The organism is bacterium, from assembly GCA_019695335.1.
Classification (GTDB): Bacteria; CLD3; CLD3; order SB21; family SB21; genus JABWBZ01.
The window spans coordinates 26123-44614 of record JAIBAF010000001.1 but is presented as its reverse complement, the minus strand read 5'-3'; the positions used below and the strand labels follow the sequence as shown (position 1 = coordinate 44614).

The 18492-nt window shown below is 44.9% G+C and carries 17 protein-coding genes; 14 read left to right on the top strand and 3 right to left on the bottom strand.

Annotated elements, in window-relative coordinates; genetic code table 11:
• A complete protein-coding gene (locus K1X84_00205) occupies window positions 1-819 on the top strand; it encodes a metal ABC transporter permease (protein MBX7150027.1) in 819 nt (272 codons plus the stop codon).
• Between the two features lie 72 nt (window positions 820-891).
• Here the strand turns inward: K1X84_00205 and K1X84_00200 are convergent, their stop codons facing one another.
• Window positions 892-1680 carry a 5'-nucleotidase, lipoprotein e(P4) family gene (locus K1X84_00200; protein ID MBX7150026.1) on the bottom strand — a complete coding sequence of 263 codons (789 nt, stop codon included), beginning with the start codon at window positions 1678-1680 and terminating at the stop codon, window positions 892-894.
• Between the two features lie 136 nt (window positions 1681-1816).
• Between K1X84_00200 and K1X84_00195 the strand changes: the two genes are divergently transcribed.
• Window positions 1817-2557 (top strand): hypothetical protein, encoded by a 741-nt coding sequence (locus K1X84_00195; GenBank protein MBX7150025.1) that lies wholly within the window; start codon window positions 1817-1819, stop codon window positions 2555-2557.
• 4 nt (window positions 2558-2561) lie between these two features.
• On the opposite strand, the gene K1X84_00190 is transcribed toward K1X84_00195, so the two are convergent.
• A complete protein-coding gene (locus K1X84_00190; protein MBX7150024.1) occupies window positions 2562-3959 on the bottom strand; it encodes a HAMP domain-containing protein in 1398 nt (465 codons plus the stop codon).
• Complete coding sequence (locus tag K1X84_00185) at window positions 3956-4630, bottom strand: response regulator transcription factor (GenBank protein ID MBX7150023.1); 675 nt, start codon at window positions 4628-4630, stop codon at window positions 3956-3958. Before K1X84_00185 ends, K1X84_00190 begins: the two co-directional genes overlap by 4 nt.
• A gap of 273 nt (window positions 4631-4903) precedes the next feature.
• Here K1X84_00185 and K1X84_00180 point away from each other — a divergent pair, with 273 nt between their 5' ends.
• The 12 genes from K1X84_00180 (at window position 4904) to K1X84_00125 (ending at window position 18364) form a co-directional block, all read left to right on the top strand.
• Window positions 4904-5647 (top strand): NTP transferase domain-containing protein, encoded by a 744-nt coding sequence (locus K1X84_00180; GenBank protein MBX7150022.1) that lies wholly within the window; start codon window positions 4904-4906, stop codon window positions 5645-5647.
• Window positions 5644-6864, top strand: a complete 1221-nt coding sequence (locus K1X84_00175; protein MBX7150021.1) for a CDP-alcohol phosphatidyltransferase family protein — start codon at window positions 5644-5646, stop codon at window positions 6862-6864. The genes K1X84_00180 and K1X84_00175 overlap by 4 nt, the downstream gene beginning before the upstream one ends.
• Entirely contained in the window at window positions 6861-8090 is a 1230-nt protein-coding gene (locus K1X84_00170; GenBank protein MBX7150020.1) for a glycosyltransferase, read from the top strand. Before K1X84_00175 ends, K1X84_00170 begins: the two co-directional genes overlap by 4 nt.
• Entirely contained in the window at window positions 8087-9574 is a 1488-nt protein-coding gene (locus tag K1X84_00165; protein MBX7150019.1) for an oligosaccharide flippase family protein, read from the top strand. Before K1X84_00170 ends, K1X84_00165 begins: the two co-directional genes overlap by 4 nt.
• A 2-nt stretch (window positions 9575-9576) precedes the next feature.
• Window positions 9577-10716 (top strand): glycosyltransferase, encoded by a 1140-nt coding sequence (locus tag K1X84_00160; GenBank protein ID MBX7150018.1) that lies wholly within the window; start codon window positions 9577-9579, stop codon window positions 10714-10716.
• A 114-nt stretch (window positions 10717-10830) separates the two neighbouring features.
• Window positions 10831-12207, top strand: coding sequence for a glycosyltransferase family 39 protein (locus tag K1X84_00155; protein ID MBX7150017.1), 1377 nt, complete (start codon window positions 10831-10833; stop codon window positions 12205-12207).
• Window positions 12204-12944: a methyltransferase domain-containing protein gene (locus K1X84_00150; GenBank protein ID MBX7150016.1), complete on the top strand. Its 741-nt coding sequence runs from the start codon at window positions 12204-12206 to the stop codon at window positions 12942-12944. Before K1X84_00155 ends, K1X84_00150 begins: the two co-directional genes overlap by 4 nt.
• Window positions 12941-13786, top strand: a complete 846-nt coding sequence (locus K1X84_00145) for a class I SAM-dependent methyltransferase (protein MBX7150015.1) — start codon at window positions 12941-12943, stop codon at window positions 13784-13786. Before K1X84_00150 ends, K1X84_00145 begins: the two co-directional genes overlap by 4 nt.
• Window positions 13783-14631, top strand: a complete 849-nt coding sequence (locus tag K1X84_00140) for a hypothetical protein (GenBank protein MBX7150014.1) — start codon at window positions 13783-13785, stop codon at window positions 14629-14631. The genes K1X84_00145 and K1X84_00140 overlap by 4 nt, the downstream gene beginning before the upstream one ends.
• Window positions 14582-15547, top strand: coding sequence for a D-2-hydroxyacid dehydrogenase (locus K1X84_00135; GenBank protein MBX7150013.1), 966 nt, complete (start codon window positions 14582-14584; stop codon window positions 15545-15547). The genes K1X84_00140 and K1X84_00135 overlap by 50 nt, the downstream gene beginning before the upstream one ends.
• On the top strand, window positions 15548-16291 hold the full coding sequence (locus K1X84_00130; GenBank protein MBX7150012.1) for a glycosyltransferase family 2 protein: 744 nt from the start codon (window positions 15548-15550) through the stop codon (window positions 16289-16291).
• A 240-nt stretch (window positions 16292-16531) separates the two neighbouring features.
• Complete coding sequence (locus tag K1X84_00125; GenBank protein MBX7150011.1) at window positions 16532-18364, top strand: phosphoenolpyruvate carboxykinase (GTP); 1833 nt, start codon at window positions 16532-16534, stop codon at window positions 18362-18364.
• Window positions 18365-18492 lie beyond the last annotated feature (128 nt).

The following is an 18492-nucleotide window of genomic DNA, read 5'->3' as shown; positions in this document are numbered from 1 at the left end:
ATGGAAACGCTGATTCATGTTTTTGAAATTGATTTTATGCAACGTGCATTGATCACCGGCTGTTTAGTCGGTGTGATGTGTTCGTTTCTCGGGGTGTATATCGTGTTACGGAAAATCGTATTCGTCGGAGCATCGTTGGCTCAAATTTCATCGTCAGGCTTTGCGCTCGGCATATTGTTCGGACTCAATCCGTTTATCGCCGCATTGGTTCTGACGCTGATCGGCGTGTGGATCTTTGCAATGAATCTTCAGACTAAAAAGATCCCGCAGGACAGTTTCCTTGCGCTCGGTTACATTATTGCGTCCGCCGGTTCGATCCTGCTTTTATCCAAACATCCGCGTGGCGACGCCGATCTGATGATGCTGCTCTACGGCAATATTCTTACCATCACCGTGGATCACATATATATTTTGCTGGGAGCGTTGGTTTTGATCGGAAGCGTACATTTTTTATTTTATAAGGAATTTATGTTCATTGCTTTCGATCCGGAAATGGCTGAAACATTGGGTTATCGGCCCCAAGTTTGGAATGTGGTATTTTACATAACGGTTGGAATTTTAATTTCTCTCGCGATTGAGTCGGCCGGCATTTTATTGGTATTCGGATTATTGGTGATCCCGCCAATCGTAGCTATTCAGCTATCCAACAATATCCGGCATATTTTCATAATAGCAGTTTTAACATCGGGACTATCAATACCGGCCGGATTGTTCGTTTCGTTCACTCAGGATTTACCATCCGGACCGACCATCGTCGCCATGACTGTAATCTTTTTGATTATCGGCTATGCAACGGGCAAAATCCGGGCACGCGTGTGAAGTTTTAGGCACGACCAAGAAAAAAACGTAATAGCAATCATTACGGTTTTTTTATTCCATTCCAATTTTTAACTACTTTGTTCGTAATCCTTGCTTACGAATATCGATTTTCTCTTTCTCTGTCAGTTTATTATAATTATACAGAGCGTTTTCCCAGTCTCCGTACATAGGGTTGGGTATTACAATAAATTTTTGGCCGAATAATCCTTTGGCATTTTCAACAGCTTTGAAACGATCATCGACGGATTTCTTTTCGAATACATCCGAAAAATCATTTAAGTTGTCTCCAACGAGTAAAGCAATTTCGTGAGTTTCAGCTACTTTTTGCCGGCGCGGTTCTTTTCCCGATTGTGTGGTTTTGACCATAACGTGGAGCGTATCCGCATTGGGAAATCCAAGGCTTTTCAGGTTTTCGATCGTAGCATTTTTTTCGCGAACATTCCGGTTAGTGACATAAAAAACATCGGCGCCTTTGGACGCGGCATACTGAAGAAATTCCAAAGCGCCCGGTACGGCCCGTGCGGTTGCAGATAATGTCCAGTCTTCCCATCCGGCTGGATAATTCAGACGATCAAGAATTTGCCGCGCACTGTATGGACTATTGTCCAAAACTGTTTCATCCACATCGACGATCACAGCAAAAGGTTTCGTTTTTTTGGGTCCGGCGATTTGTTGATCCAACGCAACGCGCGCCCAATTGAATGCCTGGTAACACAAGGCCCGGTATTCGCCGGAAACTTGTTGCCACAGGACAGATGTTATGTATTGATCATGTAAAGACGGCTCGGCAATTTTATCCTGAGCCGATGCAATTGTAGCCGTAAACCAAAAAGCTGCTGTGATTAAAAATATCCGTTTCACAAATCGCTCCCTTCTTTGAAATTTCTGTAAAGTATTTACTTAGTTTACTCCATGAAATCAACTGAATTTGATTGTAATACATTTTTATTTGAATTAAGCTTGTAAAAGAATGTGATCTTTTGATAAAAGCGCTGTTATGAGAATACTATTCGTTGTGAAATTTATAATACCTATAGCAATTTTTTCAATACTTGCTTGCAGTCCGTCTTATCAGGCTTTTGAACCAAATTCAACGCATGTTCTGGAAGTAGTCTCCGATTCGGGCAGGAACCTGGCTTTACTTTCCATACCATCAAACTACTCGTCATCACGGACTTGGCCATTGTTTATAGCTTTACACGGATATGGCGACCGTGCTGATGCTTTTCTTGATTTGTGGAAACCGGCTGCGGACTCTCTTGGAATTATAGTATTGGTACCACAGGGAGAAAAAGCCGTTCCGGGAGCAGGTTGGTCGTGGACTACAGGTTCAGAGAAAAATATTCGCATGGCTATTGACGAAGTACAGAAAAAAATTCCAATAGCATCCCGCCAAATCTTTATCGGCGGTTTCTCAGCCGGTGGAAGTTTGTCATATTATTTGGGACTAAAGTATCCGCATGTGTTTTCAGGAATCGTTGCCCTAGGCGCGTCATTTGATCCAAAAAGCCTGACAAGCATTCAAAATAGCCAACTCCTGCAAGGTAAAAAGATTTACATCGGTCATGGAATGCTTGAAGATAATTTTGAAAGCTCAGCTTTGGTTGCCGAATCAGAATTTAAAAAACTGGGAGCCAGCATCTCGATGAATCCATATAAGGAAATCGCTCATACTTTACCTGAACCAAAAAGACATGAAATAGAAAAAATTCTAAAATTCCTGCTTGATATCGATTAGATCTTCAAATGGGTAAAATAATTTTTGCCGTCGTTCCTTTATTCCGTTCGCTTAAAAGGCTGATCGAGCCGCCATGCAATTCGGCGATCATTTTGCAAATGGCCAAACCCAGACCGGAGCCGCCGAATTCTTTAGAACGGCTTTTGTCCACACGATAGAAGCGCTCAAATACACGCGGCAATTCGTCAGGATCAATACCTATTCCTTCATCGTTCACGTGAATTTCTATTTGGTTGGTTTTACCATTATTGACGTTGACCGAAATCCGGATCGGCGATCCAATAGGAGAATATTTCGACGCATTCGACACCAAATTCAACATCAATTGATAAAATAATTTTTTGTCTATTGGCAATAACGGAAGATCGTTCACCGCGCACGTCAGCGTTTGTTGTCTCAAACTGCACAGAACCTCCCAGTCTTTTTTAACTTCCTGACAATAGTGTTTCAGGTCAACCGGTTCTTTTTCAATACGTATCTTATGGGAGTCGGCCCTTGCCAGCAACAGCAATGCATCAACGATATTGATCACATGCAACGTTTCTTCCTGCAATTCACTTAATATTTGTACATACTCCTCTGCCGTACGATCTTTTGAAAGTCCTACTTCGATATTACCACGCAGGATCGTAAGCGGCGTTCTCAATTCGTGAGAAACGTTGGATGAAAATTCATTAATTTGATGAAATGATTTTTCTAAACGTTCAAATAAACGGTTCAACGTTTCCGTCAGACGGATAATCTCCGGCTCGGTTGACTCGGTATCCAATCGCAGATCCAAATGCTGCCAGTCTATTCCACGTGCGGCTTTTCGGATTTTTTTCAATGGACGGATAACGCGGTTAGCCAAAACATATGCAACAATAAAGCTGATAATGACCACAGGAATAATGGAATAACCCGCCGCTTCTTCCAATACACTTACATATCCTGATAATTGGTGAACGTCGGATGCAGCTAATATATAGGCCACGGTTTTATCATTTTCACGAACCGGCATGACAACACATAATACATGGACAGAGTCGATGTCAATATTCACCGCTTCAGTTGAATTGACCGGTTGAAAATCATAGTAATCTTGAAAATTCCACACACCTAGGTTATTGGTTTTCCGGATCGTTCGGTAAGTGATGTCCGTAATCGTGACAAAACGGCTGTATTCAGAATTTTTGATGTGTTCATATTCAAGCCACTCATTGCTCTCTTTCAGTTCGATTCGTCCATCATGCGTCGTCACTAACTCTGCAAAAACCTGCGCTTCTTCGGTGAGTTCAGATTGCAAGTGTACTTCTACCAAATGCCTGAATACACCATAAAAAATTCCCGAAGTCAATCCTGCGACGAAAATACCCAATGCTAAAAAAATAATGATAAATTTTGTCTGCAAACTCAGGCTCATGCGTGAACGTCCTTTAAAATATACCCCGATCCACGAATAGTGTGAATCAGAGGTCTTTTACTGCCGACATCAAGCTTTTTGCGCAAATAATTGATATAAACGTCAACCAGATTCGTTCCACGATCAAAATTGATATTCCAAACATGTTCCGTCAATGAAGCACGCGTGATCAGGCGATTTTTGTTGCGTAAAAGATATTCGAGAATCGAAAATTCTTTCGAGGACAGATCGATAAACATTCCTCCTCTATAAACTCTCCGTTCTGCAACATTCATCATAAGATCGTCTGCGGACAATTCTTCGACGGCCCGAGAACCGCGGCGCAGCAGCGTTCGGATGCGGGCAAGCAACTCGATGAAAGAAAACGGTTTGGTCAGGTAGTCGTCCGCGCCTGAATCCAGTCCTGTTACTTTATCCAAGGCTAATTCTTTAGCCGTAAGGAAAAGAATCGGCAGATAAATATTTTCTTTACGAATTTCTTTGCAAACCGCAATGCCATCCAGTTGAGGCAGCATCCAGTCCAGAATAACAAGATCATAAGGTTCCGTAAGCGCCGCATCCAGCCCTGAACGTCCATCGGACTTCACATCCACCGCATATCCGGATTCAGTCAGACCTTTGATGATAAACGATGCTACTTTTTTATCGTCTTCGACCAATAATAACCGCATAAGCCTCCTCCGTCTGGGTCAAAATTAAGCTGAATTCCCGCGTTAATCAATAATTCAAAAATTAAAGTTTTCTAATGCTGAATTAAGTCCTGCTTAAGAATGAGCCATTAGTTTTAGTCGGACGAGCCATCTATTTCTGGCAGTATTGCAAAATGAATACGTGTTGCACCATCATGTGAAACGTTAACTCGCATAAAACCAAACTTAAGAACTTGGCCCCAAAAATGTATGACGGTTGCCGAGTCACTTCTTCAAAATAACCGGAGTTAATTTATGAATCCTCACCGACCTCATGAAGCGGTCATCATTGCAGCTGGCAATGGATCGCGGATCATCCCCAACGTCAACGTATCCCACAAATGCCTGATTCCCATCCTCGGTCAGAAGTTGATACGGTATATCATTTATAATCTCATCGCCGCCGACATCGAACAGATATATATTGTTACGGGATTTGAAAGCGAGCGGCTCAGACATTCGATTCGTAAACTCACTTTTCCGGTTAAAATCAGTTTCATACACAATGACGATTGGGAGAGAGGCAACGGCACATCTGTTTTCTGCGCCAGCCACGTGGTTCATTCGAAAGAATTTATTCTGACTATGGCCGATCACTGGTTCAGCGAAGACATCCTGATGGATATCATTCATGCCGACTTCCCGAACGTGCTTGCCGTCGACAGCCATGTCCATAACATTAATGATATCCAAGATGCAACAAAAGTTCGCATGGACGCCGATAACCGGATCCTTGCGATCGGCAAGAACCTCGAATCATACAATGCGATCGACTGCGGAATTTTCCGATTCAAGTCATTCGACATTTTTGCAGCGCTTCAAACCGCAATCGGACATAACGAATATTCGTTGTCCGGTGGCGTCAGAGAATTGATCAAAGCGGGAAAAATGTTTGCTCAGAATATTGAGGGAAAGCTATGGCAGGATGTGGACACTCTCTCGGATGTACAAGCAACCGTTAAAAAAATTCAACAATATAAAGCACAGAAAATACAATGAAAGTCACACACGTTTGGATCGATGCGACCCATATTTTTGCGTTTAAAAAGCTTTGGGGAATGACGCTCATGGAAAGAGTTATACGCCAGGTTCTTGAAAGCGGTATCCATCACATTACGGTTGCAGCATCCCCTGACGCATCGCAAATGCTCCGGCCCGATTTTCAAAAACGTTATTCGCACGCTAATGTCCAATGGATCGATCATCTAAAAAACATCCCTTCCGAAGTTGTAGCATCCGAGCAATTGATTCTTTTACTCGAAGGGCATTGCGTATACGATGAACGTTTGACCGATAAATTCTGCCGGGCAACCGTACCGGCCATCGCTTTCGATTCCGGCGAAAATTATCCGTTGATAGCCGTGGTCAAAGCTGCCGAAGCAAAAACGTTTCAGCATCTTTTGAAGCCGGATCAGCTACGCGCCGATCTAACGAAAATCAACGTTCGTGAAATGGATTCTTATTATCGCCGGTTGCGCTCATATCAGCCGGTCTATTGGATCGCTGTAACGTGCGATGACGATCTCGAATTGGCCGACGAATATCTGAAACGCTCCGTTCACAAAGGAACAAATGATCTCATTGCCAAATTTATTCACCCGCCCTTTGAGTTTGCTTTGACCCGGTGGATATGCCATACCGGAATTCAACCGAATCACGTCACGGTGTTCAATATTTTTCTTGCCTTCGGCGCCATTCCGTTTTTTTATACCGGTCATTTCGCCATCGCATTGGCTATGGCGCTCACCAAAGGTGTCACGGACGGCGTGGATGGAAAACTCGCCCGGCTCACTTTGCGTACAACTAATTTCGGCGATAAACTCGATCACGTTTCCGATACGATTTATCTTAATTGTTATTACATTGCTATGGCACTGTACTTTTCAGGCGGCAACACACAGACCTTGCCGTTTCTGGCGATGTACTGGGTCATCCCGACGTATTTTCTCGACCGGGTGGTCCGATGGTTATTTATGAAGCGGCATCATGAAACCGTCCAGGACTATCGCAAAATTGATGTGTGGTTCCGGCTTGTTCAATCCAATCGCAATATCTCCATGTGGACTTTGTTGTTATGCACGCTGGCCGGACATCCGTTGTGGGGATTTTACGGAATCATTTTCTGGACGCCATCCAATTTTGTTTATTATGGATGCCGGTATATTTATGAATTCAACCGTACACGTCAAGGAACAGGTTATCTGGCGGCATCATGATACACTCCAACGAACATAGTTCAACGGCAATCGATAAACCGGTTGTCAAAAATGTGAAAAAATTGCGCATCGCTTATTTTTCCGATTTGGAATTTCCGTCGAACGCTGTCGCGACGAAACAAATTGCCAAGACTGCCGACGCTTTGCAAAAAGCCGGAATATCGGTTGATTTATTTTTTCCGATACCATGGGACAAGATTCGACTGGACAAAACACGACGCTTACTGGAAATCCGTAAATATTATGGATTATCTGAAAAGCTTTGTTTAAACGAACTCCCTTCTCCCCTGCCGTTGCTCAAAAGAATGCATCGTCCGATTTTCAGCCGCTTGGCAATCCGATACATCGCACGGCTTTCGTACGACGTAGTATATGTTCGCAATCTGCTCCATCTCAGGCTGGCTCTTGCGCGGGGATCGCAGGTTATCTTCGAAACGTACCGATATACGGCAGATGAAAAAAATAATCGTCGGATTGCCATGCTGGCAAAGCAACATAATAATTTTTTAGGCGTCATCACGCATTCGGAATTGACACGGCAACACTTACTGGCTCTCGGCGCCCCGCCAGAAAAAATCATAACAATTTATAATGGTTACGACGAAACAGAAGTTCCGGCAAATATCAGCAAGATTGAAGCCCGGCAGCGATTGAATATTGATCTAAACAAAAAAATCATCTGTTACACCGGCAATATCGGCCGTGAAAAACATGTCGAATCGATTTTGGAAATTGCGCAATTTCTTCCGGAAATACATTTTTACATCATCGGCGGAAAACATACTGCCGACATCCATCGGCTGAAAAACTATGCTCAATCGCTCGGCATGAATAATTATACAGTCATACCATGGCTGGCTCCAACGGAATTAGGATCGTATCTTTTTGCCGCGGATGCACTCATTATTCCTCCGACGGCCAAACCGCTTTTAGAAGGCGGTCAGACCGTTTTGCCGATCAAGACTTTCATTTATCTTGCCGCCGGCATTCCGATTATAGCGCCTTTGATGGACGATACGTCCGAAATTCTAAAGCATACTCTGAATGCAATTTTATTGCCTCCTGACAGACCTCGTGTGAATGCATGGACGATCCGCGAACTTTTTTTGGATCATGACCTCATGGAAAATGTATCTAAAAACGCCTCGGCTACAGCGACAACGTTAACTTGGACCCATCGTGCAGAAAAGATCATTACATTTATCCGGAAGCGCACCGCCGTATGAAAGAAACCACTACTTCCAAAAAAGCCGGAATCGTATTAATCAGTAACATCATCACGTCGTCTGCACAAGCTTTGATCCTGATCGTGCTGGCGCGGTTGCTTGATCGCGCTGTTTTAGGCGACGTTTTCAAATTGGTCATGATCTATAAAACGGCCGTTATTCTCGGCAATCTCGGATTCAGTGATAACCCCTATTATTTCATTCCTAAAATCACCGAAACGGCACGCGGACGATTTTTAATACAGTCGCTGAAAATCCTGACGTTGACTGGTTTCTGTGCCGGATTAATTTCAGGCGCTTTTTTTGTGTACTTCTTTTCCGATCCGGTAATCGCCGTTGTATTTCTGATCACGATTACGATTGAATTGGTCACATCGATGACGCCGGATTTTCTTATCGCGGTCGGTCGCGTCAAAGCTTCGTCGGTTTTCAATATCGGCATGTCCGTATTGAATATTGGTATTATGATCGGCGCATGTTATAGTTTCGAACAGCCCATTTGGCCGCTCACTTATAGTTTTCTGGCGTATGCCGTAATCAGGTTATTCGGAAGCATCTGGCTGTTACGCCGCGATCTGGCCAACCGTCAGACTTCTTTGCCCGATGGCTTGTTGGCGGAACAGTTGCAGTTCGGTATTCCGCTCGGCATTGCCAATCTCGCTTACCGGATCAACAAACAGGTGGACAATTACATCGTAGCGTTTTTATTCAACAGCGCGACATTTGCCGAATACACCGTCGGCTCCTGGGAAATTCCGATGGTGTTAAAAATTCCTTACAGCATTACGGCCGTCTATCTGACGAAATACACTAAACTTTTTGATGAAGGTAAAATCAAAGAGCTGCAGACTCAATGGCTTTTGGTCGGAGAAAAAGTGATTTTATTGTTGGTTCCTATCGCAACATTCTTTTTAGTATTTGCACCGGAATTCATGCATCTCGTTTTCGGGAAACAATATGAACAGGCCGTCACGGTCTTTCAAATTTACACGCTCACACTGTACACGCGAATCAGCTCTTACAGCGGACTTCTTAAAGCTTTTGGCGAATCGCGCAATGTTTTGTGGCGCAGCTTAAATCTCATCGGCATGAACATTGTTTTTAATTTAATCTTTATCCAATTTTTTGGTCTTTATGGCGCTCCGATCGGAACATTGACAGCCAACTTAATTGCTCTTTTTCTCGCGCTCAGAAAGATTTCACAAGTCATGCATGTACCTGTCAGCCGTCTTTTACCCTACTCGTTTCATTTTAAGGTTACCGTGCTTTCATTACTTTTGGCAGCGGGAGTTAAGTATGGACTTCGGTGGACAGGCATTGAAGAAATTTTAATGGTCGGAGCCGGAGCCACAATTTACGTCGTCGTGTTCATTGTCGCCGGGTCATTATTGGGATTAATCCGCCGGGAAGACCGGGACTACTTCATTCGGTTTTTCGGTTTTGCAAAAACACGACAGGATCGTCGCATTATGGGAGATCATTAATCATGAATGCCAAAAAATATGTTGCAGTATTTCGCAATAATTTCCTCCCTTATTCCGAAACGTTCATTCACGAAGAATTGAAACATCATGAACGGTACGAGCCGACGGTTTTCGCCCGGACATGGCGTAATACGGAGCGATTTCCAGGTCATCGCGTGATTTATCTTGAAAAAATTCCCGGCCAAAAAAAACCATTAGAAAAGTTTATTTACAATCGCTTCCGTAAAAGCTGGTCATTCGAAAAAGAATTCAGGCAGTCACATTTTGATCTTCTTCACGCTCATTTCGGATACAACGGAACATACGCTGCGCCGTTCGCGCGTAAATATAGTTTACCGCTGGTTGTCACTATGCATGGTCATGATGTTACGATCCTGTGCGGACAAGAAAAATTTAAAAGACACTGGAAAGATTACACCGCCCATTTCGATGAGTTACTGGAAACAGCGAGATTATTTCTCTGCGTTTCAGACGATTTGCTCAACATGTTGATTTCCATCGGGTGCCCGCGCAATAAATTACTCGTCCATCGTCCAGGCATTGATTTGAGTATGTTCGTGCCTCCGGCAGAACCTGTCACAAAAAAACACGTCGTCATGATCGGCCGGTTTGTAGAAAAAAAAGGATTCGAATACGGTATTCGTGCGTTCGCCAAAACATTGCGCAAAACCGGTGATGCTGAATTAACCATCGTCGGCGACGGTCCTCTGCGAAGCGCATACGAACAAGTTATCCGTGATCACGGAATCCAAAAACGTGTTACGTTTACGGGTGAATTGATGCCCAGAGATGTCATCAAAATTTTACGTCAAACACGGGTCATTTTAGCCCCCAGTGTGACTCCGAAGAACGAAGATAAAGAAGGCATACCCAGTATCATCAAAGAATCTCTGGCCTGCGGTGTCCCGGTCATCGGCTCGCGACATGGCGGCATTCCTGAAATTATCGACGACGGCATCAACGGGTTCCTCGCTCAAGAGCGTGATGTCGATGCTTTGTCGGAATGTTTGATACATATTTTAAATAACGACCATCTTCGTCACGATATGGGACAGAACGCCCGGCTTAAAATGGAACGTAACTACGACATTCGCATCACCAACCAACGGCTGGAATCTATATATGATTCGGTTCTGTCATAGTCCTTCAAATTTTGAAATGACTTGTTAGAATATTCTTGTAATTTGATATCTCATACCATACATTCGTAGCAACCAACCAGACCCGTTTTTTAACATTAAAAATTAATTATTACGATGAAGTTCCTGAAGAACAACCATCGTAGTGCGGTTATTACCATTGCGGCAACTGCCATAGTCTTTCGTATTTGTCTTAGCACATGGTACGACGTCGACTATTTGCCAAGTGACGGAATCGTTTATCACAACTTAGCCGTGAATATCGTATCCGGAAATGGATATTCCAAAAGCACTGAACCGCCCTTTGAACCATATTTTTTTCGCGAGCCGGCTTATCCATTTTTTGTGGCCGGAATCTATGGGATCTATGCGCAATTTGGAAATCTGACTTACCTGCAAGACAACCGTGAGGACATCAAGAATCATCCTGAAATCCTATGGGTGAAAATTATTCAATCCTTGATAAGTTCTGTTACCTGTATCTGGTTCTATGGTACGTTGATATTAATTCTTAAACCGCGAATAGCTTTTTTGATTTCTATGGCAGGAGCATTGTATGTTCCTCTCGCTATCTTTTCAACATTCTTATTGAGAGAAACTTTTCAGGCCTTTGTGATTGTCGGAATGAATTATTTTTTTGCGCGGCTTTTGCTTGAACGGAATCGAAAATGGCTGATAGCATTTTCTGTAGCACTCGGTATATCGGCTTTGACTCTTCGGGTTACGATTATTATGCCGGTGCTGACCTTCATATATTTTTGGATTTATTTTAAAGATTTGAAGATAAGTTTAGCCTACACGGCTATGGTAGCAGGAATCATGCTTGTAATGTTGAGTCCATGGCTGATTCGCACTTATTTATTCTATCCGGACTGGCGTATTCTTCGTTCAGTGGGTACCAGCCACACGTTTGAGGTGAGAAACTCTTATCTTAAGCTTGAGCAAGACCTCGCGAGTGGTTTTATTGATTCAGCCAAATTTGAACAAGAGTACATCCGATGGAAAGCGCTTTCGGAGAAAGAACGTTTTGAACGGTCTTTTTCTGGATATTTTTCAGAGACGTCAATCAATGGAACGACGTCCCTATCTATACCGGCCGTAGCTAAAACAGCGTGGCAACGATGGCGCATGGCTTGGCTTGAAAGTTTATGGGTAGTAAAAAGAGATAACCAACGAATCCATTTGCGCCCACACTCGTTTTACAAATCGCAGGGAAACACCGTTTGGCTTGCCGCCAGTTTCGTTGGGTTATTATTCGGATACATGGCGTTGCCCGGAATAATAATTTTTTTCAGGCGGACCAATGTCATTCTGGTGGCGTTCATTTATTTCTACGCTCTCTTTTATTTAATATCCAACGATCCGCGCCGAATGTTGCCGGTTCATCTTTTTGTTTTTTTATTTTCCTGCCTTGGCATTTACTATGTGTATTGCCGTGTACGAAAAAAAGATCCAAATGAAATATTTAACCAAGAACCCGGGAGATTTTTATGAATACCCCTGACACGATGATTGAAACCCACAACCAAACACAACTGGATTATTTCGGAAAAAAAATCAAAGACAGTATGGTTCCCGAAGCCAGTCCGTACGTAGTTCGGCAGGTCGATCGTTTGTTGGCTTGCTCTAAAATTACTCAATCAGAGCGTGTCTTGGATTTAGGATGTGGAATGGGAAAATACACGCTTGAAATGGCTCGGCGTGGCATTCAGGTTGAAGGATTGGATTTATCGCCGTTTTTGCTTGAAAAATTTCGCGAATATGACGGCGGACGCTACAATATTCCATTGTACGAAAGTGATATCATTAAATTCCCTCCTCAACTCTTAGCACGATTTGACGTCATCACAGGTTTTTTTGTTTTGCATCATGTCCATGATCTGGAGGCATGCTTCACTGCATGCTTTCATATGCTCAAACCCGGTGGGCGCATCGTATTCCTGGAACCCAACGCATTGAATCCGTTGTATTATTTTCAAATTACATTTACGCCGGGCATGACCTGGGAAGGCGACGGAGGTGTCGTCAAGATGCGTAAAGGATTGATGTTCCGTTCGATGAAAAATGCCGGATTGACCGATACACGATTGGAACGTTTTGGTTTTTTCCCTCGCTTTATCACCAATCTGCCCGGTATCGGTCTTCCCCTCGAGTCGGTTTTTGAAAAAATACCATTGTGGAAATTCGCTCTACCCTTTCAGCTATTTACGGCAAGGAAACCGGCTGTATGATGACCGATATGAATGACTACTCTCAACGTTTGACATTTTTGCCGGAAAAAATCTGGGCTGCCCGTGGAGGCGATAAAATTTCATACCCAGACAACGGTAATGCCGTTTGTAATGATATTGAAATGGATTCGTTCTGGTATATGCACCGCAATCAATGTATTTCTGCGATGCTCGGAAACTATCCTCCGCCCGGAGTTCTCTTCGACATTGGAGGAGGCAACGGCGTCGTTTCCGTTCATCTGAAGCAATGCGGTTATACAACGATTGTCGTAGAACCCGGACGGCAAGGCGCTTTAAATGCCCGCGCGCGCGGCATCGATACGGTTGTGTGGGCAACATTGGAGGAAGCTGCTTTTATGACCGATTCATTACCGGCGGCCGGCATGTTCGATGTTCTGGAACATATTGAAAACGAAAAAAAATTATTGACCGAAATACATCGAATACTGAGACCGGGAGGACGTTTGTATATCTCTGTTCCGGCGCACAAATGGTTGTGGTCGTTCAACGATGAACACCTTGGCCACTATCGCAGGTATTCCCTAAAGCAACTTTCAAACGTTGCGACATCAGCCGGATTTATCACAGAGTATTCGACGTATTTTTTTTCAATACTTCCTCTACCGATTTGGATCAGTCGTACTCTGCCAAGCCGCATGGGCTATCGTCAGCCGATAACTCCGGCGACAAAAAGGAAAGAACATGTCTTGAATACCGGGATGATACATTCATTCATCACCACGTTTCTTGAACGCGAGTTGAAACATATCCGTAACAATAAATCTGTTTCTATAGGCGCAAGTTGCCTGTTAGTAGCTCGAAAACCAGGAGAGATAGTATGAAAACTTCTCCGTTTGAACTCTGGCTGTTCTATCATAATCTTCCCTTTGCGCTGGCCGCATTGCAAGCCGGCGTGACCGGTTTGATCGTTGATTGGGAAAACCAGAACAAAAAAAGCCGGCAAAATGGATTTGATACTCAGATCAACCATCATACATACGACGATCTTGTTAAGCTACGAAAAGAAAGTAATCATCCTATTATTTGCCGCATCAATGGCGTTGATAGCAACACGCCGGACGAAATCGAAAAAGCTCTGGACGCGGGAGCGAACGAGATCCTGGTACCCATGGTACGTTCGCAAAGAGAAATCGATTTGGTTATTACATATGTAAGAGAACGTTGTGGCGTTGGGATCATGATCGAAACGTGCGACGCTATTACCATCCTCAAAGATCTGGCCGAGTTACCGCTGTCGCGAGCTTACGTAGGTCTCAACGATCTTCGCATTGACCGGATCCGCTTGGGTTTGCCTTCCGCCAATCTCTTTTCGCCTTTTGCCGACGGAACTGTCGATCATGTCCGTCGTTTTTTTAAAGGCACGTTTGGTTTGGCCGGTCTTACGCTGCCGGAAAAAGGAACTCCAATCCCTTGTCGGCTTCTGATGAGTGAAATGGCAAGGCTTCGCTGTAAGTTTAGCTTTCTGCGCCGTTCGTTCATCGCCGATGTTCAACAAGATCTCTTGCCGGGTTGCGTAAAACACATTCGACAAAGCCTTCAAGAATTATTCCATTCGGATCAATCCGTACTGGAAGCTAATCGTATTCAGTTTCAGACTTTAATACAGGAGATACCGCATGGTCAGGCCAGGCCTGAAAGTCTTGCTCATGTATCCGCCGCACGCTGAGCATCTTGATCAGCTAAAAGCGGTTGCACCGGAAACAGAATGGAGAGTTGCAAGCGATGAACCTTCGGCGGCTCGTATGATTGCCGATGCCGATGCGGTTTTAGGCAATCGCTATTTTCTTCAATCGCTGCCGTACGCGCAAAATCTTCGGTGGATGCAGTCCAATTCTATGGGTACGGACATCATTCTCGAGGGTTGCGCAGATCGTCCTGAAATTGATATCACGTCCGCTCGGGGCGTTTACGACAAAGAACTGGCCGAACATACTCTGGCGATGACGCTGGCGTTGTTGCGCGGCTTACCGGAATTACGAGACGCTCAGAAAAAGAGCGAGTGGAAACGGTGTACCTTGCGCTGTTTATCCGATCAATGCGTCATGATCCTCGGCTGGGGCGGCGTGGGACAAAGTATTGCCGAACGAATCCGTGCATTTAATTCCGAGATCATAGGAGTTCGGTTGAATCATCCCGGCAAACCTGTTCGATTGCTAAACGGTACTTTAGTATGTGGTCCCGATCATTGGAAATCGATGCTCAGCCACGTGAACATATTGATCATGGCGCTTCCAAAAACGAAACATACTTATCACATCGTATCGGGCGATGAATTATGTGCACTACCAAAAAATTCGCATATCATCAATATCGGCCGCGGCGGGACTTTGAATGAAACAGCTCTCAAAACCGCTCTGGATTACGGTAATATTGCTGCAGCGGCGCTGGACGTATTCGAAACGGAGCCTTTGCCGACAGATCATTGGATTTGGTCGGATCCAAGAATACTTCTCACGCCTCACGTGGGCCGGAGCATCGAGCCGGCACCGCATAAATGGGAACCGTTGTTTGTTGAAAATGTTCGCCGATTTTACCACGAATTACCGCTTCTCAACATGGTCGATCGAAACCTGGGATATTAAATGACGCCTCTTCTGACTATTTTAATACCGGTATACCGTAATCGCGCTACGTTACAAGAATTGTACAAGCGTCTGATCGCAGTGCTTGAAAAACGTCAAGAACCGTTTGAAATCCTGTTTATCGATGATGCATGTCCTGAAGATTCGTTTTCGATATTAACTGAATTGGCTTCTGCCGACCGGCGAATTGTAGTCGTTGCGCTAAAAGAAAATGCAGGGCAGAACATTGCTTTGATGACGGGGCTTGCGTACGCGGCCGGTGAAACGATCGTAACGATGGATGCCGATTTGCAGGACGAGCCTGAATTTATACCAGCCATACTTGAAGAACTGAAATCAGGCTACCATGTTGTATTTGCAGGCAAACATGGCGCATACGAATCCCTGGGACGAAGGATCAGCGCCCGTTTATTTAAAACCATGCTTTATTTTCTAACGATGGGCCGCCTTCCTTTGCATTCGGGGTTGTTTATGGCGATGGATCGGATGATGGCTACACGACTGTTAGAAAATCCGATTCGACAGCCGCACATTCTTACCTTGATGGGATTGACAGGGCTTACAATGACGTCAATTCCATATCGCCGTCATCCTCGTTCCAATGGCGGTTCCAGTTATACCACCGCTCTGAGAATGAAAACGGCTATAAGCGCCTGGAATAATTTTTTAACGGCAAGAAATCCTTGGGGCAATGAAAAATTCCGTACGCCTCCCGTACGAGCTCACTTTAGAAAAGCGACTTAATTGAAGCGCTGCTCTCTATCGATAATCAGTTCCTTCCCTTTTATAATTTCCACAGAATCTTATTGTTCCTGATTAATAATTAAATAAATTTATGCCATTCTATCCCGCCGAAAGCCGATGGAAAGCGGGTAGTTATTTATGAGGACCACCTTTCATATTTCCCGACGGACGTAGTTTTGACTGCAGCCGCCAAGGGTATCTAATATTAAAATGAGCTATTAAAACAGGAGACTCCGAACAATGGAAATTCCTTCTCATGTGAAAAACGAAGAACTGATCCGCTGGGTCAAAGAAACGGCAGAATTGTGTAAACCCGATCGCGTCTATTGGTGCGACGGATCCGACGAAGAGTATAACCGTCTTTGCGAAGAATTGGTCAAAAGCGGAACGTTTAAAAAACTGAATCCTTCCAAAAAACCGAACAGCTATCTTGCGTTATCCGATCCGGGCGACGTTGCGCGTGTCGAAGACCGGACGTTTATCTGCAGTTTGCGCAAGGAAGACGCGGGCCCGACGAATAACTGGATGGAACCTTCCGATATGAAATCCAAACTGCGCAAATTATACGACGGTTGTATGCGCGGACGTACGATGTACGTGATTCCTTTCAGCATGGGACCATTGGGCGGGAAAATTTCCCATATCGGCGTTGAAATTTCCGATTCCGCTTACGTCGTCGTCAATATGCGCATCATGACGCGCATGGGCAAAAAAGTTCTGGATGTTCTCGGCAATAATTCTTTCGTCAGAGCGCTCCATTCGGTGGGCATGCCTTTGGACGGCGGCAAGAAAGACGTGGCGTGGCCGTGCTCTTCGGACAAATACATCGTCCACTTCCCGGAAGAAATGTCCATCATGTCGTACGGCAGCGGTTACGGCGGCAATGCTTTGCTCGGTAAAAAATGTTTTGCACTGCGCATTGCATCCGTCATGGCGCGCGATCAGGGCTGGCTGGCCGAACACATGCTCATTCTCGGCGTGCAGCCGCCGCAAGGCGAAAAAGTGTACGTCGCTGCGGCATTCCCCAGCGCATGCGGTAAAACCAATTTTGCCATGATGATTCCACCGAAAGAATTTGAAGGCTGGAAAGTCACGACCGTCGGTGACGATATCGCATGGATCAAAGAAGGCGACGACGGGCAATTGTACGCCATTAATCCGGAAGCCGGATATTTCGGCGTTGCGCCCGGCACCAATGAAAAAACCAATCCCAATGCCATGGCTTCCTTAGCCAAGAATACGATTTTTACAAACGTTGCATTAACGCCGGACGGCGACGTGTGGTGGGAAGGATTGACGGACAAAGCGCCCGAAGGATTGATCAACTGGCAAGGCCAGCCGCACGATCCGAAGAGCGGCAAACCGGCGGCGCACCCCAATGCGCGTTTTACTTCTCCAGCCAATCAATGTCCGAGCATCGATGCCGACTGGGAAAATCCTAAAGGCGTTCCGGTCAAAGCATTTATTTTCGGCGGACGCAGAGCCACCACCGTTCCGCTCGTTTATCAGGCATTCAACTGGAATTTCGGCGTGTATCTCGCCGCGACTATGGGCTCGGAAACCACGGCTGCCGCCGCGGGAGCCGTCGGACAAGTTCGCCGCGATCCTTTTGCGATGCTGCCGTTTATGGGCTACCATGCCGCAGACTATATCAATCATTGGCTCAATTTCGGACGGCAAATACCCAATCCTCCCCGCATTTTCGGAGTCAATTGGTTCCGCAAAAACGCCGAAGGAAAATTCGTGTGGCCGGGTTACAGTCAAAACATGCGGATTTTAAAATGGGTCGTCGAACGCGTCCAAGGTAAAGCCTTTGCCATAGAAAATCCGCTCGGCTGGGTACCGCGCTACGAAGATCTCGACTGGCGCGGATTGAATTTCACGCGCGAAGATTTCAACAACGTCATGTCCGTCGACCGCGAAATGTGGAAACAAGAAATCCTGTCGCATGAAGAATTGTTTTATAAACTCTATGACAGGCTTCCAAAAGAATTTCTCTGGATGCGCGAACTTATTCTCTCCGCTCTGTGGCGCTCTCCGGAAAAATGGGAAATGGCTCCGGAACATCTGTAGTTTGCTCAACACTAAGGCACTAAGAAAAATTAACCGCCGAACCACAAAGACACCAGCCACAACTTGGTGTCTTTGTGCCTTAGTGGTTAACCGCCGGAATTTTCATTCATTTCTTTGCGTTCTCTTAT